The sequence below is a fragment of the Xanthomonas indica genome, assembly GCF_040529045.1.
GTDB classification, from domain to species: Bacteria; Pseudomonadota; Gammaproteobacteria; order Xanthomonadales; family Xanthomonadaceae; genus Xanthomonas_A; species Xanthomonas_A indica.
Genome location: NZ_CP131914.1, coordinates 888,790 through 907,981, shown reverse-complemented (window position 1 = coordinate 907,981; position 19,192 = coordinate 888,790). Strand labels below are relative to the sequence as shown.

At 70.7% G+C, this 19,192-nt stretch carries 16 protein-coding genes; 6 read left to right on the top strand and 10 right to left on the bottom strand.

All coding sequences use genetic code 11. The annotated features are described in order from the left end of the window. Position 1 precedes the first annotated feature (1 nt). From Q7W82_RS03825 to xanC, 6 genes are read right to left on the bottom strand one after another with little or no spacing between them, the layout of a single operon-like run. Positions 2-649, bottom strand: a complete 648-nt coding sequence (locus tag Q7W82_RS03825; RefSeq protein ID WP_311195487.1) for a LolA-related protein — start codon at positions 647-649, stop codon at positions 2-4. Beyond that, positions 573-1,547, bottom strand: coding sequence for an acyltransferase (locus Q7W82_RS03820; RefSeq protein ID WP_160946961.1), 975 nt, complete (start codon positions 1,545-1,547; stop codon positions 573-575). Before Q7W82_RS03820 ends, Q7W82_RS03825 begins: the two co-directional genes overlap by 77 nt. Next, the gene (locus tag Q7W82_RS03815) at positions 1,544-1,831 is read right to left on the bottom strand and encodes a hypothetical protein (RefSeq protein ID WP_242157137.1); all 288 of its coding nucleotides are present in this window, start codon (positions 1,829-1,831) and stop codon (positions 1,544-1,546) included. The genes Q7W82_RS03820 and Q7W82_RS03815 overlap by 4 nt, the downstream gene beginning before the upstream one ends. A gap of 9 nt (positions 1,832-1,840) precedes the next feature. Further along, the gene (locus Q7W82_RS03810) at positions 1,841-2,590 is read right to left on the bottom strand and encodes a lysophospholipid acyltransferase family protein (RefSeq protein WP_242158333.1); all 750 of its coding nucleotides are present in this window, start codon (positions 2,588-2,590) and stop codon (positions 1,841-1,843) included. 55 nt (positions 2,591-2,645) lie between these two features. After that, positions 2,646-3,377, bottom strand: coding sequence for a ketosynthase (locus tag Q7W82_RS03805; protein WP_160946959.1), 732 nt, complete (start codon positions 3,375-3,377; stop codon positions 2,646-2,648). Then, the gene (gene xanC, locus Q7W82_RS03800; RefSeq protein ID WP_003470209.1) at positions 3,352-3,621 is read right to left on the bottom strand and encodes a xanthomonadin biosynthesis acyl carrier protein XanC; all 270 of its coding nucleotides are present in this window, start codon (positions 3,619-3,621) and stop codon (positions 3,352-3,354) included. Before xanC ends, Q7W82_RS03805 begins: the two co-directional genes overlap by 26 nt. 131 nt (positions 3,622-3,752) lie before the next feature. Between xanC and Q7W82_RS03795 the strand changes: the two genes are divergently transcribed. Beyond that, the gene (locus tag Q7W82_RS03795; RefSeq protein ID WP_242157141.1) at positions 3,753-5,108 is read left to right on the top strand and encodes an NAD(P)/FAD-dependent oxidoreductase; all 1,356 of its coding nucleotides are present in this window, start codon (positions 3,753-3,755) and stop codon (positions 5,106-5,108) included. Next, positions 5,105-6,121 (top strand): pteridine-dependent deoxygenase, encoded by a 1,017-nt coding sequence (locus tag Q7W82_RS03790; RefSeq protein ID WP_242157144.1) that lies wholly within the window; start codon positions 5,105-5,107, stop codon positions 6,119-6,121. Before Q7W82_RS03795 ends, Q7W82_RS03790 begins: the two co-directional genes overlap by 4 nt. A 231-nt stretch (positions 6,122-6,352) precedes the next feature. On the opposite strand, the gene Q7W82_RS03785 is transcribed toward Q7W82_RS03790, so the two are convergent. From Q7W82_RS03785 to Q7W82_RS03775, 3 genes are all read right to left on the bottom strand, one after another. After that, the gene (locus Q7W82_RS03785) at positions 6,353-7,717 is read right to left on the bottom strand and encodes an AMP-binding protein (RefSeq protein WP_242157158.1); all 1,365 of its coding nucleotides are present in this window, start codon (positions 7,715-7,717) and stop codon (positions 6,353-6,355) included. Positions 7,718-7,823: 106 nt separating this feature from the next. Beyond that, positions 7,824-8,840, bottom strand: a complete 1,017-nt coding sequence (gene cydB / locus Q7W82_RS03780) for a cytochrome d ubiquinol oxidase subunit II (protein ID WP_242157160.1) — start codon at positions 8,838-8,840, stop codon at positions 7,824-7,826. Continuing rightward, positions 8,840-10,240 (bottom strand): cytochrome ubiquinol oxidase subunit I, encoded by a 1,401-nt coding sequence (locus Q7W82_RS03775; protein WP_242157163.1) that lies wholly within the window; start codon positions 10,238-10,240, stop codon positions 8,840-8,842. Before Q7W82_RS03775 ends, cydB begins: the two co-directional genes overlap by 1 nt. A gap of 497 nt (positions 10,241-10,737) precedes the next feature. On the opposite strand from Q7W82_RS03775, the gene Q7W82_RS03770 reads away from it, so the two are divergent. The 4 genes from Q7W82_RS03770 to Q7W82_RS03755 all read left to right on the top strand — a co-directional run bounded on the left by Q7W82_RS03770 (position 10,738) and on the right by Q7W82_RS03755 (position 15,381). Continuing rightward, on the top strand, positions 10,738-13,122 hold the full coding sequence (locus Q7W82_RS03770; protein WP_242157165.1) for a S9 family peptidase: 2,385 nt from the start codon (positions 10,738-10,740) through the stop codon (positions 13,120-13,122). A gap of 460 nt (positions 13,123-13,582) precedes the next feature. Then, on the top strand, positions 13,583-14,143 hold the full coding sequence (locus tag Q7W82_RS03765) for a hypothetical protein (RefSeq protein WP_242157167.1): 561 nt from the start codon (positions 13,583-13,585) through the stop codon (positions 14,141-14,143). A 75-nt stretch (positions 14,144-14,218) separates the two neighbouring features. Further along, positions 14,219-15,118 (top strand): oxygen-dependent coproporphyrinogen oxidase, encoded by a 900-nt coding sequence (hemF, locus tag Q7W82_RS03760; RefSeq protein ID WP_242157176.1) that lies wholly within the window; start codon positions 14,219-14,221, stop codon positions 15,116-15,118. Beyond that, on the top strand, positions 15,115-15,381 hold the full coding sequence (locus Q7W82_RS03755) for a DUF2164 domain-containing protein (RefSeq protein WP_242157178.1): 267 nt from the start codon (positions 15,115-15,117) through the stop codon (positions 15,379-15,381). Before hemF ends, Q7W82_RS03755 begins: the two co-directional genes overlap by 4 nt. 517 nt (positions 15,382-15,898) lie before the next feature. Here Q7W82_RS03755 and polA read toward each other — a convergent pair. Further along, positions 15,899-18,670 (bottom strand): DNA polymerase I, encoded by a 2,772-nt coding sequence (gene polA / locus Q7W82_RS03750; protein WP_242157180.1) that lies wholly within the window; start codon positions 18,668-18,670, stop codon positions 15,899-15,901. Positions 18,671-19,192 lie beyond the last annotated feature (522 nt).

Below are 19,192 nucleotides of genomic sequence, written 5' to 3'. Positions count from 1 at the left end.
GTCACGCCGCGTCGCCGTGGCACAGCGCGGTCAGCGCAGCCCCGTCGGCGAGGGTGCCGGCGGCCTGCGCGGCGCCGGCCAGCAGGGTGCGCTGGACGTCGCCCTTGGTCGGGGTGGTCTCGATGCAGCGCAGCTCGGCGCCACGGCCGTACAGACGCAGGCTGCGCACGTGCGCGGCCATCGCCGGATCCTTGGGTTGCAACTGCAGCTGCCAGCGCTCGCGGGTGCCGCTGCTGCTGACGCTGAACTGCTGCTGCAGCAGCGCGCGGTCGCCGGACAGCAGCGCGCCGAAGCCGTTTTGCAAGCCGGCCAGTTCCGGCACGCGCGCCAGCGAGAAGCGCCGCGGCGGCTTGCCGTCGCGCTCCAGCGTGGCTTCGCCGCCGCGCAGGGTGGTGGTCTCGTGGTACGGCGCGGTGACTTCGCGCACCAGGGTCTGCGCGTCCGGGCGGCGGTACTCGCCCTGCACCCGCAGCGGCGCCTTCAGCAGCGCCGAGCCGCGCAGTTCGACGAAGGCGGTGCTGACCGGCGCCGGCCGCGCCAGCTTCTGCAGGATCCAGTCGGCGTCCGGCGCCTCAGGCGATGCGGCGCACAGCGGTGCGGCGCTGCACAGCAGTATCAGCATCCACGGCAAGGTGCGGCGCATCGGCATGGCGGTTGTTCCAGAAGTCGTAGAAGTTGAACCAGTTGTAGGGCGCGGAGCGGGTGTAATGCTCCAGCCTGGCGGCGTAATCGCGGATGAGCGCCGCCAGCACCGGCGCGCGCTGCCGGCGCGGCAGGTCCAGGCCCTCGCTGAAGGTCTCGAACACCAGTTCGTAGCGGTTGCCGCCGCGGTACAGGCCGAAGGCCAGCACCACCGGCACCTTGAGCGCGGCGGCGATCAGCCACGGCGAGGTCGGGAACAGCGCGCCCTGGCCGATGAACGCAGCCGGCAGCGCCGGATCCTCCGGGCGCGGCCGGTCCACCAGCAGCGCGACCAGCGCGCCCTCGTCGGTGGCCTGCTTGATGGCCATGACGATCGAGGTGCTGTCCATGCCGGCGTCGATGATGTTGGCGGCCAGTTGCGGATTCAGCGCGCCCAGCAGTTCGGTCATCGCCGGGTTGTGCGCCTTGTCCAGCACCACCTTGACCTGCACGTCCGGGCGCTCGGTGGCCAGCACCCGCAGCGCGTCGAAGCTGCCCAGGTGCGAGCCGAAGATCAGCACGCCGCGGCCGCGGTCCATCTGCGCGTGCAACTGGTCCAGGCCGCGGATCTGCACCCGGAACCGGTGCATCTGCCCGCACAGCATGAACACCCGGTCGAGGATGGTGGAGGCGAAGGTGTGGATGTGCCGGGCCACCTCCAGCAGCGTGGCCGGGCGGTCGAACACGCGGCTCAGGTAGTGCCGCGAATCGCGCCGCTCCGGGCCGCGCACCAGCAGGAAGTACAGGGTGATCGGATACAGCAGCAGGCGCCCGACGGCACGGCCGCCATAGCGGGCGATGCTGCGGATCAGCCACAGGGCGAAACGGCCGCCGCCTTCCGGGCGGTGCTTCCAGCCGGCGCTCACGGCGCCGCCTCGGCGTTCAGTTCGCCGCTGACCAGCAGGTCCTCGCCGCGCAGCACGCGGAAGCGCCAGCGCGGTGCGGCACCGTCCAGTTCCACCCGCGCCGGCTGCCCGGGAAACAGCGGCTGCACGAACTTCACCTGCGGCAGGCGCAGCGGCGCGCGCGCGCCGTGCGCCGCCTCGACGGCCTGCAGCACGTGGTCCAGCACCACGACGCCGGGCACCACCGGGCGGCCGGGGAAGTGACCGGGCAGGCTGGGATGATCATGCGGGACGACGAAATGCATACGGGCGACTCATATCCTGGGTTCGAGCATCGCACGGACGGCCTGGTGCGCGCGCTGGGTCACTTCCTGGCGATTCAGCGGGCCATCCTCGCCGTTCACCCGGATCGGCGTGCCGATCCGCACCCGGATGACGCCGGGCCGGACCCGGAACAGGCTGGTCGGCGGCAGCACCTTGCCCGCCCCGTCCAGCGCCACCGGCACCACGTCCACGCCCGCGTCGATCGCGGCCTGCAGCAGCCCGGCCTTGAACTCGGCCAGCGCGCCGCTGCGGCTGCGGGTGCCTTCCGGGAACAGGCACAGGTCCTCGCCACGGCGCAGCAGCGCCGCCGCCTCGCGCCGCATCATCGCCCCGGCGCGGCGGCTGTCGCGGTCCAGGAACAGCATGCCGGTATCGCGCGCATACCAGTTCACGAACGGCACCTTCAGCATCTCGTCCTTGAGCAGGAAGCGCAGCGGCACCGGCAACGCAATGAACAGCGCGCAGATGTCGATGATCGACTGGTGGTTGCTGACGAACAGGTGGTTGCGCGACCAGTCCACCCGCTCGCGGCCCTCCACCTGCAGCCGCGCCCCGGCGCCGAACAGCAGCACCGGCGCCCAGAACCGCGCGCCCATGCGCAGCGGCAGGCGCGGCCCGGTCAGCCGCAGCAGCACCAGCGCGACGACGATGCCCAGCGCGGTATGCGCCAGGGTGAAGACCAGCTGCAGGGCGTTCCACACGGCCCAGGCCATGCGCGAGGGCATCCCTGCCTGCGGCAACTTGCTGTTTTCCTTGATGATCTGCACGACCCTTGCGTCCCCTGCACTGCGCGCGTCAGCGCAACAGATCGCGCCAAAAAACCGGCCCCAGCCGCGCCAGCTGGTGCAGGAAGTCGGGCAGATTACGGTAGGGACGCTGCGGAAACCAGCGCCCGCGCAGCAGGTACTCGCCGACGAAGAAGCCGCCGATGACCCCATAGCCCAGCAGGTTGGCGAACAGCGAGGCGCGCGCGTCGCTGATCGGCAGCGGCGCGGCCAGGCCCAGTTGCGCCAGCACCCCACTGGGCTGGGCGCACAGCGCCAGCACCAGGTTGAGCAGGGTCAGCCCGACCAACAGCAGGGTCCAGGCCAGGGTCAGGCGGCGGGTGTAGCGCAACTGCTCCGGGGTGATCGGCATGCCGGCCTGGCGGTACAGGGCCTCGACGATGCGGGTGATCAGCGGCGTGCGCCCGCGCTGCAGGCTGCGCCCGAAGAACCAGGCCACCCAGGCGGTGAACAGCACCGGTGGGGCGGCCAGCAGCAGCAGGGCGTGCGGCGAGCGCCACAGCGGCACCAGCGCCACCGTCGCGGCGATGGCCAGCGCCCAGGCCCAGGGCCGCCAGCGCGCCATCGGCTCCACCAGCACCATCAGCACCAGCGCCGCCCCGGCCAGCACCGCCAGGTCCGGGCGGTGCGCGGCATTGGCCCAGTGCGCCAGCGGCGAGTAGGCCAGCGCCAGCAGCACGCCCAGGGCCAGCGCCCAGGGCGCGGCGTCGGCCGGCTCAGCTGGTCTTGTTGGCTTCGACATGCGCCGACAGCGCGCGCAGCGAGGCGAAGATGCGGCGGTTCTCGTCGTTGTCCGAGCGCAGCTGGAAGCCGTAGCGCTTGCTGATCGCCAGCGCCAGTTCCAGAGCGTCGATCGAGTCCAGCCCCAGGCCGGTATTGAACAGCGGCGCCTCCGGATCGATGTCGCCGGGCTGGACGTCTTCCAGGTTCAGGCTCTCGACCAGCAGCTCGGCCAGTTCACGTTCGGCGGCGGTTTGCGAAGACATCCAGGGGCTTCCAGGCGAAAGGACGGGTGCGACAAGATGGTGCATCGGGCGCTGCGGCGCAACCATCGGCCCGCGAACAGCACGCTATCATGCCGTTTCGCCCCGCCGTTGCGCCCGCAGGTTCCCTCAGGATGACGTCCCCCGCTGTTGCTTCCCCTCCCACCGCAAGCGCCATCGAGGCGGAAACGCCCGACGTGCTGGTGATCGGCGGAGGGCCGGCCGGCTGCGCGGCGGCGATCGTCCTGGCGCAACGCGGCTGGCGGGTGACCGTGCTGGAAAAGGACCACCACCCGCGCTTCCACATCGGCGAATCGCTGCTGCCGATGAACATGCCGATCCTGCAGCGGCTGGGCGTGCTCGACCAGGTGCGGGCGATCAGCGTGCTCAAGCTCGGCGCCGACTTCCCCAACGACGCCGGCGGCTACAACACCTTCCGCTTCGCGGATGCGCTGGGCGCGCAGTCCGACTTCGCGCTGCAGGTGCCGCGCGCCGACTTCGACCGGGTGCTGTTCGCGCAGGCGCGCGCGGTCGGCGCCGACGTGCACGAGGGCGTCCGCGTCGAGGCGGTCCAGTTGGACGGCGAGGCACCGACGGTGCAGGCGCGCAGCGCCGATGGCGTACGCCGCTACCGGCCGCGCTACCTGATCGACGCCAGCGGCCGCGACACCTTCCTCGGCAACAAGCTCAAGCTCAAGCGCGCCAACCCGCGGCACCAGTCGGCGGCGCTGTTCGGCCATTTCCGCGGCGTGGCGCGGCGCCCGGGCGAGGACGCCGGCAACATCAGCATCTACCGTCACGCGCACGGCTGGATGTGGCTGATCCCGCTGCCCGACGACGTGATGAGCGTGGGCGCGGTGTGCGACCCGGAGTACATGAAGACCCGCCAGGGCTGCGACAGCGAGACGTTCCTGCTGCGCACCCTGGCGCTGAACCCCGACGTCGTGGAGCGCATGGCCGGCGCGCAGCGCGTGGCGCCGGTGCATGCCACCGGCAACTACGCCTACGAATGCACGCGCATGAGCGGCCCGCGCTGGCTGATGCTCGGCGACGCCTACGCCTTCGTCGACCCGATGTTCTCCTCCGGCGTGTACCTGGCCATGCACAGCGCCGAGCGCGGCGCAGCGATGGTCGACGCGGCGCTGCGCGACCCGGCCAGCGAGGCGCGGCTGCAGCGGCGCCTGGAGCGGCACCTGCGCGGCGGCCTGGACGAGTTCAAGTGGTTCATCTACCGCTTCACCTCGCCGACCATGCGCGAGCTGTTCGCGCAGCCGCGTAACGTGCTGCAGGTGGAACAGGCAGTGGTGGCGATGCTCGCCGGCGACGTCTTCGACAACCGTGCGGTGCTGCGCCGCCTGCGCGTGTTCCGCGCCATCTATGCGCTGTCCGCGGTGGCGATGCTGCCGCGGGCGTGGCGCGCCTGGCGCCACCGCCGCCGCCAGGCCCGCGAACAGTTCCACGGCGACACCTTGCACGGAGATACCCCATGAGCCGCCCGCACCTGCAGTTTCCGCACCACACGCAGGGCCATCCGCAGTTGCAGGTGGACTACGTCGCCGAGACCGATCCCGGCCAGCTGCTGGGCGAGGACCACGTGCTGGCGGTGTTCGGCTTCGGCGAGACCGCGCCCTACCACGAGGACCCGCGCTACCTGCGCGTGCCGCTGCAGCCGCACGGCCCGCGCATGCTCGAGGTGTGGCGCACCGACGCGCCGGTGCACAGCGGCCGCGACGGCGCCATCGCCTGGGCCAGCGACGGCCGCCTGCAGTTCGGCGTCATCGAGATCGACGAGCGTCAGGTCGACCTGGACATCGAGGAAGCCGCCGCGCTCGCCTACGCCCAGATCACTGCCTTCGTGTCCGGCAGCGCCACGCCGCGCCTGCTGCGCATCTGGAACTACCTCGACGCGATCACCCTGGGCAGCGGCGACCGCGAGCGCTACCGGCGCTTCTGCGTGGGCCGCGCGCGCGGGCTGGGCGATTTCGACGCCACCCAGCTGCCCGCGGCGACCGCGGTCGGCCGCTGCGACGACGCACGGGTGATGCAGATCTACTGGCTGGCCGCCGCGCAGGCCGGCACCCCGCTGGAGAACCCGCGCCAGGTCAGCGCCTACCGCTACCCGCGCCAGTACGGCCCGCAGCCGCCCAGCTTCGCCCGCGCGATGCTGCCGCCGGCCGGCAGCGACATGCCGCTGCTGCTGTCGGGCACCGCCAGCGTGGTCGGCCACGCCTCCATGCACCAGGGCCAGTTGCTGGCGCAGCTGGAAGAGACCTTCGCCAACTTCGACGCCCTGCTCGCGGCCGCCCGCGAACACGCCCCGGACCTGCCGCCGCAGTTCGGCGACGGCACTCGCCTGAAGGTCTACGTGCGCGAGCCCGGCGACCTGCCGTTGGTCGCCGATGCCCTGGATGCCCGTTTCGGCGAGCGCGTGCCGCGCCTGCTGCTGCACGCGGTGATCTGCCGCGACGAACTGGCGGTGGAGATCGACGGCGTGCATGGTTGAGGCAGCTGCGGCGCGCGCTACGTCCCATGGTGTCGTAGGAGCGGCTTCAGCCGCGACGGGCCTTATCGGGAACGCCTGTCGCGGCTGAAGCCGCTCCTACGAGGGGAAGGTGCGACGTGTCCCGCTGAGTGGCGGCAGCACCGCGTTGTCAGAGTGCATCCGTCGCGATCAAGCCGCGGCGATGGCAGAACGCCAGTGCGCATGCGCCGCCGATGGCGGCGCGTGCCGCCCTCAGTCCTCGCGGCCCGCCGCCAGCAAGGCCAGCATGCGATCGCGCGGCAGCTTGCCGGTCTCGTTGCGCGGCAGGGCGTCGAGCAGGCGCAGCCGGCGCGGCAGGAACACCGGGTCCAGTTCGCGGCGCAGCGCGGCCAGGATCGCGGCCTCGTCCAGGGTCGGCGCCACCACCACCGCGGCGATGCGGCCCACCGCCTGGCCCGGCTCCGGATCCAGCTGCAGCATCGCGCCGTCGACCACGCCCGGCACGGACAGCAGGCGCCGGGTGAGGTCGGCCAGCGAGGCGCGCTTGCCGGCGATCTCCAGCAGGTCGGCCTGGCGGCCGCGCACCTGGAAACGGCCGTCGGCGTCCACGTCCATCAGGTCGGCCAGCAGCACCGGCTGCGGCAGATGCGGCGCGTGCACCAGGGTGCCGTCCGGCTGCGGCGCCACGCGCACGCCGGGCAACGGCGTCCACGGCACTTCGCAGGCGGTGCGGCGGCTGGCGAACACGCAGGTCTCGGTGGAACCGAACATCTCGCGCACCTCGCCGCCGAAGCGGGCCTCGGCGGCGGCGGCCAGTTCCTGCGCCAGCGGCGCGGTGGCCGAGACGATGCCGGCCAGCGGCGGCAAGGCGACACCGGATTCGACCAGCGCGCGCAGATGCACCGGCGTGGTCACCAGCAGGCGCGGCGCCGGCAGTTGCGCCAGCGCGCGGGCCACGTCCTCCGGGAAGAACGGGCGCCCGGCGTGCACCGCCAGCGGCGTCACCAGCGGCAGCAGGATCGACAGCTCCATGCCGTACATGTGCTGCGGCGGCACCGTCGCCACCACCTGCGGCACCGCCGTCTCCGGCCACAGCCCGACCAGCGCCAGCAGGTCCTGGCGGGTGCTGGTGAGGAAGCTGCCCCAGGTCTTCGGATTGGGCTTGGGCGCGCCGGTGCTGCCGGAGGTGAAGCCGATCGCCACCAGGGCGTCGTCGGCCAGCTGCGGCATCGGTCCGTCCAGCGACGGCAGCGTGTCCGGCAACTGCCAGTAGCGCGGCGGCGGCTCGGCCAGCGCCAGGTCGCCCAGGCAATAGCAGTCGGCATGGGTGCGCTGCACCTCGGCCACCACCGCCGGCGCGCGCGAGGACGGCAGCAGCGAGGTCTGCCCGCGTAGCGCCACCGCGCAGAACGCGACCATGAAGCGGTAGCGGTCCTCGCACAGGTTCAACGCATGCCGGCCGCTCGGCAACGCCGCGGCCAGGCCGCGCACGTGGCCGAGGAAGGTGGCCAGGTCGATGTGCTCGCCGTTGGCGAAGGCCAACGGCCGCCGCGCGTCGCCGACGGCAAGCGGATGCAACAGGGGCGCGGCGGGAATCTCGGAGGAAACGGCGGACATGCGGGGCGGCGACTCGGCGGGCGATGACCCGCACGGCGCGGGGAGCCGGTAGCTTGGCCGCCGCCGCCGCCGCTGGCAAGCCGCCGCCCAACGCGACGGCCCGCCGTCAGTGGTGGTAGCCGGTGTCGGCAGTGATCTTGCCGCGGAACACCCGGTACGACCAGGCGGTGTAACCCAGGATCACCGGCAGCAGCACCGACAGCCCGACCAGCACGAACCCCTGCGAGGACGGCGGCGAGGCCGCCTCCCAGATGGTCAGCCCGGGCGGCACGATGTTCGGCCAGATGCCCAGCACCAGGCCAAAGAAGCCAAGCACGAAGAAGCACAGGGTCAGCACGAACGGGCGCGCGTCGCGGCCCTGCGCCATCGCCGCACGCCACAGCGCCACCGCGTTGAGCAGCACCAGCAACGGCACCGGCGACAGCCACCAGAAATTGCCGTCGTGGAACCAGCGCGCCATGATCCGCGAGTCCAGGAACGGCAGCCAGGCGCTGACCAGGCCCATGAACACCACCACCACCAGCACCAGCGGCCGGGTCAGGGTGCGGGCGATGTGCTGCATCGCGCCCTCGGTCTTGAGGATCAGCCAGCTGCCGCCGAGCAGCGCATAGCCGAACACCACCGCCGCGCCGGTGAGCATCGAGAACGGGCTGAACCAGCCCAGCACCCCGCCCAGGTACTTGCCGTCCTGCAGCGGCATGCCTTCCACCAGCGCGCCCAGGATCACGCCCTGCCAGAACGCGGCGCACAGCGAACCCAGCGCGAAGGCCCAACCCCACAGGTACTTGGAACTGCGCGCCTTGAAGCGAAACTCGAAGGCCACGCCGCGGAACACCAGCGCGATCAGCATCAGCAGCACCGGCAGGTACAGCGCCGACAGCACCACCGCGTAGGCTTTCGGGAACGCCGCCAGCAGGCCGGCGCCGCCGAGCACCAGCCAGGTCTCGTTGCCGTCCCAGATCGGCGCGGCGGTGTTCATCATCAGGTCGAGCTGGTCCTCGTCCTCGGCGAACGGCGCCAGGATGCCCAGGCCGAGCACGAAACCGTCCAGCAGCACGTACATCAGCACGCCGAAGCCGATCACGCCGAACCAGATCACCGGCAATACGGTCGCCATGTCCATCAGCGGGTCTCCTCGATGTCGTCGTCGGCCGCCGACAGCGGCCGCGCCGGGGTCTTGTCGCCCTCCTGCATGCGCGGCGCCGGCTCGTGCGGCAGCGGGCCGTGGCGCAGCATGCGCAGGATGTACCAACTGCCGAAACCGAACACCAGCGCGTAGGCGAGCACGTACACGCTCAGCGAGATCCACACCATCGCCGGGCTGACCGGGCTGACCGCGTCGCGGGTATGCAGCAGGCCATAGATCACGTACGGCTGGCGCCCGATCTCGGTGACGAACCAGCCGGCGACCAGGGCCACGAACCCGGCCGGCAGCATCGCGTTCCATGCCACGTGCAGGACGCGCCGGCGCAGCAGCGTGCCGCGCCACCAGAAGAACAGTGACACCAGCGCCAGCAGCAGCATCGCCATGCCCAGCCCGACCATCACCCGGAACGCGTAGAACACCGGCTTCACCGGCGGCCGCTCGTCCCGCGGCACCGCGGTCAGCGGAGTGATCTCGCCATCCAGCGTATGGGTGAGGATCACGCTACCCAGGCGCGGAATGGTCACCTCGTAGTCGTTGCGCTCGGCGGCCTCGTTGGGCACCGCGAACACCACCAGCGGCACGCCCTGCCCCGGCGCCTCGCCGTGCCAGTGCCCCTCCATCGCCGCCACCTTGATCGGCTGGTGTTCGAGCGTATTCAGGCCATGCGCATCGCCGGCGGCGATCTGCAACGGCAGCGCGATCGCGGCGAACGCCACCGCCAGCTTGAGCATGCGCCCGGCCGCGTCCAGATGCTCGCCGCGGCGCAGATACCAGCCGCTGACCCCGCCGATCACGAAGCACGTCGTGATGAACGCGGCCAGCACCATGTGCGTGAGCCGGTACGGGAACGACGGGTTGAAGATCACCTCGCGCCAGTTTGCCGGCTGGAACACGCCTTCGACCACGGCGTAGCCGGCCGGCGTCTGCAGCCAGCTATTGGCCGAGAGGATCCAGAAGGTGGAGATCAGCGTGCCGATGGCGACCAGACAGGTCGACAGGAAGTGCAGCTTTTCCGGCACCTTGTGCCAGCCGAACAGCATCACCCCGAGGAACGAGGCTTCCAGGAAGAATGCGGTCAGCACCTCGTAGCTGAGCAGCGGACCGAGGATGTTGCCGGCACGTTCGCTGAGCACCGCCCAGTTGGTGCCGAACTGGAAGCTCATCACGATGCCGCTGACCACGCCCATGCCGAAGGACACGGCGAAGATCTTCAGCCAGAAGAAGTACAGATCGCGCCACACCGTGTCGCGGGTGCGCAGCCAGCGCCACTCCAGGAACGCCAGCCAGCTCGACAGGCCGATGGTGAAAGCCGGAAACAGCACGTGGAAACTGATGACGAATCCGAACTGGATGCGCGACAACAGCAGGGCGTCCATGGGGTGCGCCTGAGGCAGCGGAAACGATGCCTATTGTTGGTGCGGCGCGGCGAAATGGGATGTGACGGTTTGTCGCAGTGGCGTCTTGTCGCAGCAGCACCGTCGCGAGAGTGAGTGGTGCGTGGTGCGTCCTGCACGTGCGCTCACGCGGACGGGGCAGATGCCGACCACGCCGACCCTGTGTGGCCGCGCATGTAGCCGAAACATGTGCAAGCAGCTTGCGTTGCGCTTGCGCGCACCGAGGGAAGCGCGGCATCACGGGCGGGTGTTTTCAATGCACTGACGCCAGCGCTCGAGCCCTCCCAGCACACGCTTGCATCGTCCGCGGCACGATCGATGACCGAAGCGGGCGCCAGGTCCCTGAATGGGCGCCACCACGACCGGGCCGCGGCGCTTGCTCCGATCGCCTTGACCCAGCCCGCCCATGACCGATGGCGCAATCGCCGCCGCCCTGCCGGCTGCTACGCTTGCGGTTTGCCGTTCGTCCGGAATTCCAGATGCGTCGTCTCGCCCTGAGCGCTGTTGTGTTGCTGTCCCTGTCCTGCCTGCCGCCGCTGGCCGCGGCCCAGGATGCCGCCGCCCCGCTGACCATCGAGCAGGCCATGGCCGATCCGGACTGGATCGGGCCGCCGGTCGAGGACGCGTGGTGGGCCTGGGACGGGCACCAGGTGCAGTACCAGCTCAAGCGCACCGGCAGCCCGGTGCGCGACACCTACCGCCAGGGCATCGACGGCACCGCCGCGCAGCGGGTCGAGGACGCCCAGCGCAGCACCCTGGATGCGGCCAACCCGGTCTACGACGCACGCCGCCAGCGCATGCTGTTCGTGCGCAACGGCGACGTGTTCCTGCGCGACCTGCGCAGCGGCGCGCTGACCCAACTGACCCGCAGCAACCAGGCCGCGGCGCGGCCGCAATTCACCACCGACGGCGGCGCGCTGTGGCGGGTCGGCAACGATTGGTACCGCTGGAGCCCCGGCGGCGGCGTGCAGCAGGCCGCGGTGCTCAAGGCCGAGCGCGATCCCGATGCCGCGCCCAAGCCCGACGTGCTGCGCGAGCAGCAACTGCGCACGCTGGAAACCCTGGCCCGCGACCGCGCACAGCGCGACCTGCTGCGCCAGCAGGAGCAGGCCTGGCGCCGCGCCGACAGCAGCCGCGCGCCGGCGCCGGTGTACCTGGGCGACGACGTGGTGGTCGACGACAGCGCGCTGTCGCCGGACGGCCGCCACCTGCTGGTGGTGACCCACGCCAAGGGCGCCGAGGAAGGCCGCGACAGCAAGATGCCGCGCTACGTGACCGAGTCCGGCTACGCCGAATTCCAGGAAGCGCGCACCCTGGTCGGGCGCAATTCGCCGGTGGCGCAGACCCTGTGGCTGGTCGATGCGGTGGCCGGCACCGCGCGCAAGCTCGACCTGTCGGTGCTGCCCGGCATCGGCACCGATCCGCTGGCGGCGCTGCGCAAGGCCGCCAAGCAGGAGCCGCTGCAGGGCCCGCGCGCGGTGCGCGTGGAGACCGACGGCGACGGCAGCGGCGCCTCGATGCACTGGAGCGAGGACGGCCGCAACGTCGCCGTGCTGCTGCGTGCGGTGGACAACAAGGACCGCTGGATCGCCAGCGTCGACCTGGACAAGGCGGTGCTGCAGCCGCGCCACCGCCTCACCGATCCGGCCTGGATCAACTGGAGCTTCAACGATTTCGGCTGGATGCCGGACAACCAGACGCTGTGGCTGCTGTCCGAGCAGTCCGGCTATTCGCACCTGTACACCCAGCGCGGCAACGAGAAACCGCGCCAGCGCACCTCCGGCAAGTGGGAAGTGTCCGCGCCGGTGATCAGCGCCGACGGCCAGGGCTTCCTGTTCCTGTGCAACCGCAAGTGGCCGGGCGACTACGAGGTGTGCAAGCTCGACCTGCGCAACGACAGCGTCGCCGAACTGACCGCGCTGGACGGCGTCGAGGACTTCGCGCTGTCGCCGGACGGCCAGCAGTTGCTGGTGCACTACTCCGGCCCCTACCTGCCGCCGCAACTGGCAGTGCTGCCGGCCGCCGGCGGCAATGCGCGCGTGCTCACCGACACCCGTAGCGCCGCGTTCAAGGCGCGCCCGTGGGTGCAGCCGCAGTTCGTGCAGGTGCCGTCCAAGCACGGCGCCGGCACCGTCTGGGGCAAGTACTACGGTCCGGCGCAGCCGGAGCCGGGCAAGCGCTACCCGGTGGTGATGTTCGTGCACGGCGCCGGCTACCTGCAGAACGTCTCGGCGCGCTACAGCCCGTACTTCCGCGAGCAGATGTTCCATAACCTGCTGGTGCAGAAGGGCTACATCGTGCTGGACCTGGACTACCGCGCCAGCGCCGGTTACGGCCGCGACTGGCGCACCGCGATCTACCGCGACATGGGCCATCCGGAACTGGAGGACTACCTGGACGGCCTGGACTGGCTAGTCGACAGCAAGCAGGGCGACCGCAGCCGCGCCGGCATCTACGGCGGATCCTACGGCGGCTTCATGACCTACATGGCGCTGTTCCGCAGCCCTGGCACGTTCAAGGCCGGCGCCGCGCTGCGTCCGGTGGCCGACTGGAGCCAGTACAACCATGAGTACACCTCCAACATCCTCAACACCCCGGACCTGGACCCGGAGGCCTACCGCACCTCCTCGCCGATCGAGTACGCCAGCGGGCTGCGCGACCACCTGCTGATCGCCCACGGCATGGTCGACGACAACGTGTTCTTCAAGGACTCGGTGGACATGACCCAGAAGCTGATCGAGCTGCACAAGGACAACTGGGAGATCGCGCCGTACCCGCTGGAGAAGCACGGCTTCACCCGCGCCGACTCCTGGCTGGACGAGTACAAGCGCATCCTCAAGCTGTTCGAGCGCGAGCTGCACTGAGCCGGCCGCTCGCCGAGGCGCCTGCCGTCGACGTGCGGCAGGCGCCGGGGCGCCGCCGCGTCGGCGCCCGCAGGATCCCGCCGAGCACCTGCACCCGTCACGCACCGCGCCGTCCCGTAGGAGCGGCTTCAGCCGCGACGCGCGTTACCGGGCACGCCTCGTCGCGGCTGAAGCCGCTCCTACGCAAGCGCCCGCAGCTACCAGGACACGACACGGTGCTCGCGCCCCTGCGCATTCGTAGCCATGCCGTTCGACCGGACGGCATGGGCACGACCTTGCCGTAGTCCGCGCCTGGCGACACCGCATCGGCCGTGCCCCGGCCGCGAGGCCGCGCGCTCGGAACCTGCGCGTGACCGCGTCCTCTCGCGCGCACCCGGCTTGCGCCCGGGTCCACCGTCCCTATCCTTGCCGGATTGCCGCCGACGCACATGCCGGTGTCGCCCCGACCGAAGGACCGCCGATGCCGCCCCCGCCCTTGCCCCTGACCGCTGCCCGCAACCAGACCATCGATGCGATGGCTAAGCTCACGCTGCTGCTGGGGGTGCTGTCGCTGCTGTACGGGATTGGCCAGGCCCTGCTGCTGTTGGCGCTGCCCGAGGGGGCGATCGACGGCGTGCTGCGCCAGGCCGGCCTGGCGTTGCCGTCGCTGCTGCAATGGTGCGTGACCCATGCGCTGGCGCTGTCCTGGCTGACCGCGCTGCTGTCCGCGGGCCTGTGCGCGGCGGCGTGGGCGCTGCTGCAGCGGCGCGAGTGGGCGCGGCTGGCCTTCATCGTGTTCCTGGTGGTCACCGCCACGGCCAACTTCGCGGTGCTGCCGCTGCTGTGGCAACTGCTCGACATGCTGCAAGCCTGGGCGCCGCAGCATGCCTTCGATCTGCAGCAGATGCAGCACGACCTGGCCCTGGGCCGGATCACCTTCATGGTCAGCGGCGCGCTGACCGCCCTGGTCTTCGCCGGCCTGCACGGCTGGCTGGTCTACCAACTGTGCCGCCCCGCGATCCGCGCCGAGTTCCGCCGCTGACGCACACCGACCGGCACACGCCGTCCGCGCAGCCCCCCGCTGACGCCTGACACAGCCAGCTTCTAGAATGGCGGCATGCCTACCTTCGACCGTGTCCGCGACTATCTCACTGGCCTGCAAGACCGCATCTGCGCGGCGGTCGAGGCCGCCGACGGCCAAGCCCGTTTCGCCGAAGACCTGTGGCAGCGCGCGGAGGGGGGCGGTGGCCGCACCCGCATCCTGCGCGACGGCGCCCTGTTCGAGCAGGCCGGAATCGGCTTCTCCGACGTCGCCGGCACCCGCCTGCCGCCCTCGGCCAGCGCCAACCGCCCGGAACTGGCCGGCGCCTCCTGGCGCGCGGTCGGGGTGTCGCTGGTGTTCCACCCGCTCAGCCCGTACATCCCCACCACCCATGCCAACGTGCGCTACTTCGAGGCGCAGCGCGATGGCGCCACCGTGGCCTGGTGGTTCGGCGGCGGCTTCGACCTGACCCCGTACTACCCGTTCGACGAGGACGCCCGCCACTGGCACCAGACCGCGCACGACCTGTGCGCGCCGTTCGGCGAAGACCGCTATGCGGCGCACAAGCGCTGGTGCGACGAGTACTTCTTCCTCAAGCACCGCAACGAGACCCGCGGCGTCGGCGGCCTGTTCTTCGATGACCTGCATGCCGATTTCGAGCGCGACTTCGCCTACCAGCGCGCGGTCGGCGACGGCTTCCTCGACGCCTACCTGCCGATCGTCGAACGCCGCCGCGGCCTGCCCTGGGGCGAGCGCGAGCGCGAGTTCCAGCTGTACCGGCGTGGCCGCTACGTCGAGTTCAACCTGGTCTACGACCGCGGCACCCTGTTCGGCCTGCAGAGCGGCGGCCGCAGCGAGAGCATCCTGATGAGCCTGCCGCCGCGGGTGCGCTGGGAGTACGGCTTCCAGCCCGAACCGGGCAGCGCCGAGGCGCGCCTGGCCGAGTACCTGGTGCCGCGCGAGTGGCTGGCATGAGCGGGCCGGCGCGCACCGCGGTACTGGGGCGCGAGGACAAGCGCGCCATCGCCGAACAGGTGCAGGCCTACCTGCGCACCGAGCTGCAGCAGCAGGTCGGCGCGTTCGAGGCCGAGTTCCTGCTCGACTTCGTCGCCGAGCGTATCGGCGCGCATTACTACAACCGCGGCCTGCACGATGCCCGCGCGCTGTTGGCCACGCAGCTGGATACCCTGGACGACGCGCTGTACCAGCTGGAACAGCCCACCGACGCGCGCCGCTGAATGCGGCAACGCACGCCGCCGGCGCGGCGTCAAAAACCTGCGGGCATAAAAAAGCCCCGCGGACCAGGGGGAGGTCGGCGGGGCCAGGGAACGGGGACTTGGGGAGGAGTCGCCGTTCCTGGATCTGCTCCAGGGGATGGGAGGAGATCCGCGACAGGTATTGCGCCTGTCGAGGGATATAAGAACATTTCCCACCTTGCTCGTTCGTGAAGATTTAAGTTAAAAATTCGTCAGATTAAGGACGGATTCATTCCCAAAAATCGATACGAATACGCCGCGTCAAAATTCCGTTCAATGGCTGCTGCGCCGCATGGCTGCAGGTGTGACGCCAGTTGGAATTCCGCGGCGCACAGCGCTTGGACGGTCAAAAAACCAACGCGAATGGGAAAGCGAAAATCACTGGCGGGATAATCCCCGGGAAAATCCGATTTCGATATCCGCGGTGCACGCGTGCGATGTCTACGCAAGACACCGCAGCGCAGGCCGAGTCCCGGGTGCATCCCCGGGACCCGGGCGATCAATGTGCCTCGTCCCAGTTGTCGCCCACCCCGCTGTCCACCACCAGCGGCACCTTCAGCTCCGCCGCCGCGGCCATGCGCCGGGTCACCTCCGGCAGCAGGGTGTCGACGAAATCGGCATCCGCCTCGAACACCAGTTCGTCGTGCACCTGCAGGATCATCAGTGCGCGGTCGCGGTGCGCCTGCAGCCAGGCGTCCACGCCGACCATGGCGCGCTTGATGATGTCGGCGGCGGTGCCCTGCATCGGCGCGTTGATCGCCGCACGCTCGGCACCGGCGCGCAGGCCCTGCTGGCGGGCGTTGATGTCGTTCAGGTACAGGCGGCGGCCGAACAGGGTCTCCACGTAGCCCTGGGTGCGTGCCTGCTCGCGCATGCGCTCCATGAAGTCGCGCACGCCCGGGTAGCGGCTGAAGTACAGCGCCACGTAGTCCTGGGCCTCGCCACGGCCGATGCCCAGGTTGCGGGCCAGGCCGAACGCGCTCATGCCGTACATCAGGCCGAAGTTGATCGCCTTGGCGGCGCGGCGCTCGTTGCCGGTGACCTCTTCGAGCTTGCGCCCGAACACCTCGGCGGCGGTGGCGCGGTGCACGTCCACGCCGCTGCCGAAGGCGCGCAGCAGGCCCGGGTCCTCGGAGAGGTGGGCCATGATCCGCAGCTCGATCTGCGAATAGTCGCAGGCGATCAGCTTGCGCCCGGGCGGGGCGACGAAGGCGCGGCGGATGCGGCGGCCGTCGTCGGTGCGGATCGGGATGTTCTGCAGGTTGGGATCGGAGGAGGACAGCCGCCCGGTGGCGGCGCCGGCCTGGTGGTAGCTGGTGTGCACGCGGCCGGTGTCGGGATTGACCATCTCCGGCAGCTTGTCGGTGTAGGTGCTGCGCAGCTTGGCCAGGCCGCGGTATTCCAGGATCACCCGCGGCAGCTCGTGCTGGTCGGCGATCGCCTCCAGCGCCTCCTCGTTGGTGCTGGGCTGGCCCTTGGGGGTCTTCAGCACCGCCGGCAGCTTCAGCTCGTCGAACAGCACCGCCTGCAGTTGCTTGGGCGAGTCCATGTTGAAGCTGCGCCCGGCCAGCTCGGTGGCCTTCTGTTGCGCCGCCAGCATGCGCTGGCTCAGGTCCTGGCTCTGCCTGCGCAGCTCGGCGATGTCCACGCACACGCCGTTGGCCTCGACCCGCGCCAGCACCGGCACCAGCGGCATCTCGATCTCGCGGTAGACCCGCGCCAGCGCCGGCTCGGCGTCCAGCTGCGCCGACAGCGTGCGGTGCAGGCGCAGGGTGATGTCGGCGTCCTCGGCGGCGTAGCGGGTGGCGTCGTCGATGGCCACCTGCGAGAAGGCGATCTGCTTGGCGCCCTTGCCGGCCACGTCCTCGTACTTGACCGTGTCGTAGCCCAGGTAGCGCCGGGCCAGCGAATCCATGTCGTGGCGGCTGGCGGTGGAATTGAGCACGAAGCTCTCCAGCATGGTGTCGTCGGCGTAGCCCTGCACTTCCACGCCGTGGCGGCGCAGCACGTGCAGGTCGTACTTGCCGTGCTGGCCGACCTTGGCCTTGGCCGGATCCTCCAGCAGCGGTTTCAGCAGCGCCAGCGCCAGCGCGCGATCCAGTTGCACCGGTGCGCCGGGATAGTCGTGGCCCAGCGGCAGGTAGTCGGCGCGGCCCGGCTCGGTGGCGAAGCTGAGCCCGACCAGGTTGGCGCGCATCGCGTCCAGCGCGTCGGTCTCGGTGTCGAAGGCGAAGCCGTCGGCGGCGCGCAGGCGCCCGAGCAACTCCTCGAACTGCTCGGGTGTGCTCACCGCGGTGTAGTCGCCTTGGGCGGCCAGTGCCGGATCCAGCACGGCGGCATCGGCCGGCGCGGCGCCGCGGGCATAGCCGGCGGCGGTGCCGCGCAGGCTGGGCGTGGCTTCGCTGGCGGCCTCCGGCGCGGCCACGCCGCCGTCCAGGTCGCGCAGCGCCTGGGTGAAGCCGTAGCGCTGGTACAGGCCGCGCAGCTGCTCCGGTTCCTGTTCGCGCAGGCCCAGGGTGCGCGGCCCGCCGGCCAGCGCCACGTCGGTCTTGATGGTGACCAGTTCGCGGTTCAGCGGCAGGCGTTCCAGCGCCGCGCGCAGGTTGTCGCCGATCTTGCCCTTGATCGCGTCGGCGTGGGCGATCACCCCGTCCAGCGAGCCGTACTCGGCCAGCCACTTGGCCGCGGTCTTGGGCCCGCACTTCTCCACCCCGGGCACGTTGTCGATGGCGTCGCCCATCAGCGCCAGCAGGTCGACGATCTGGTGCGGCCAGACCCCGAACTTCTCCATCACCGCCGCATCCGAATCCATGCGGCTGCCGCTCATGGTGTTGACCAGCTGCACGCCGGGGCGCACCAGCTGGGCGAAATCCTTGTCGCCGGTGGAGATGGTGACGTCCAGGCCGTCGCCGGCGCCCTGCAGGGCCAGCGTGCCGATCACGTCGTCGGCCTCGACCCCGTCCTGGCGCAGGATGGTGATGCCCAGGGCATGCACGATCTGGCACATCGGCTCGACCTGCGCGCGCAGTTCGTCGGGCATCGGCGGGCGGTTGGCCTTGTACAGCGGGTACAGGTCGTCGCGGAAGGTCTTGCCCGGCGCGTCGACCACGAAGGCCACGTACTCGGGGCGCTCCTTGAGGGTGGCGCGCAACATGTTGACCACGCCGAACAGCGCGCCGGTGGGCTCGCCAGCGGCATTGGTCAGCGGCGGAAGCGCGTGGAACGCGCGATACAGGTAACTGGACCCGTCGATCAGGACTAATCGGCTCATCGGCCAATTCTACGCTGCGGCGATGAGCCCCTCTCCCAGCGGGAAATGAGATGGGGTGACGGTCGGCGCGAAGCGACGCGCTGATTTGATCCACGAGGCTGCGCCCGTACCCTCATCCGCCCCTGCGGGGCACCTTCTCCCCAAAAGGGGGCTGTGGTCCCGAAGGGAGAAGGGAACTGCGAGCCCCCTCTCCCACCGGGAGAGGGGTTGGGGTGAGGGTCCGGCGCGAAGCGACTCGCTGATTTGATCCACGAGGCTGCGCCCGTACCCTCATCCGCCCCTGCGGGGCACCTTCTCCCGAGGGGAGAAGGGAACAGCCAGAGCCCCTCTCCCCCCGGGAGAGGGGTTGGGGTGAGGGTCCGGTGCGAAGCGACGCGCTGACTTGGTCCACGAGGCTGCGCCCGTACCCTCATCCGCCCCTGCGGGGCACCTTCTCCCGAGGGGAGAAGGGAACAGCGAGCCCCTCTCCCACCGGGAGAGGGCTTGGGGTGAGGGTCCGGCGCGAAGCGACGCGCCGACTTG

Coding starts and splice junctions, on each gene's coding strand:
- Q7W82_RS03825 (WP_311195487.1), bottom strand. CDS start 649: ATGCCGATGCGCCGCACCTTGCCGTGGATGCTGATACTGCTGTGCAGC.
- Q7W82_RS03815 (WP_242157137.1), bottom strand. CDS start 1,831: ATGCATTTCGTCGTCCCGCATGATCATCCCAGCCTGCCCGGTCACTTC.
- Q7W82_RS03805 (WP_160946959.1), bottom strand. CDS start 3,377: ATGTCGAAGCCAACAAGACCAGCTGAGCCGGCCGACGCCGCGCCCTGG.
- xanC (WP_003470209.1), bottom strand. CDS start 3,621: ATGTCTTCGCAAACCGCCGCCGAACGTGAACTGGCCGAGCTGCTGGTC.
- Q7W82_RS03795 (WP_242157141.1), top strand. CDS start 3,753: ATGACGTCCCCCGCTGTTGCTTCCCCTCCCACCGCAAGCGCCATCGAG.
- Q7W82_RS03790 (WP_242157144.1), top strand. CDS start 5,105: ATGAGCCGCCCGCACCTGCAGTTTCCGCACCACACGCAGGGCCATCCG.
- Q7W82_RS03785 (WP_242157158.1), bottom strand. CDS start 7,717: ATGTCCGCCGTTTCCTCCGAGATTCCCGCCGCGCCCCTGTTGCATCCG.
- cydB (WP_242157160.1), bottom strand. CDS start 8,840: ATGGACATGGCGACCGTATTGCCGGTGATCTGGTTCGGCGTGATCGGC.
- Q7W82_RS03775 (WP_242157163.1), bottom strand. CDS start 10,240: ATGGACGCCCTGCTGTTGTCGCGCATCCAGTTCGGATTCGTCATCAGT.
- Q7W82_RS03770 (WP_242157165.1), top strand. CDS start 10,738: ATGCGTCGTCTCGCCCTGAGCGCTGTTGTGTTGCTGTCCCTGTCCTGC.
- Q7W82_RS03765 (WP_242157167.1), top strand. CDS start 13,583: ATGCCGCCCCCGCCCTTGCCCCTGACCGCTGCCCGCAACCAGACCATC.
- hemF (WP_242157176.1), top strand. CDS start 14,219: ATGCCTACCTTCGACCGTGTCCGCGACTATCTCACTGGCCTGCAAGAC.
- Q7W82_RS03755 (WP_242157178.1), top strand. CDS start 15,115: ATGAGCGGGCCGGCGCGCACCGCGGTACTGGGGCGCGAGGACAAGCGC.
- polA (WP_242157180.1), bottom strand. CDS start 18,670: ATGAGCCGATTAGTCCTGATCGACGGGTCCAGTTACCTGTATCGCGCG.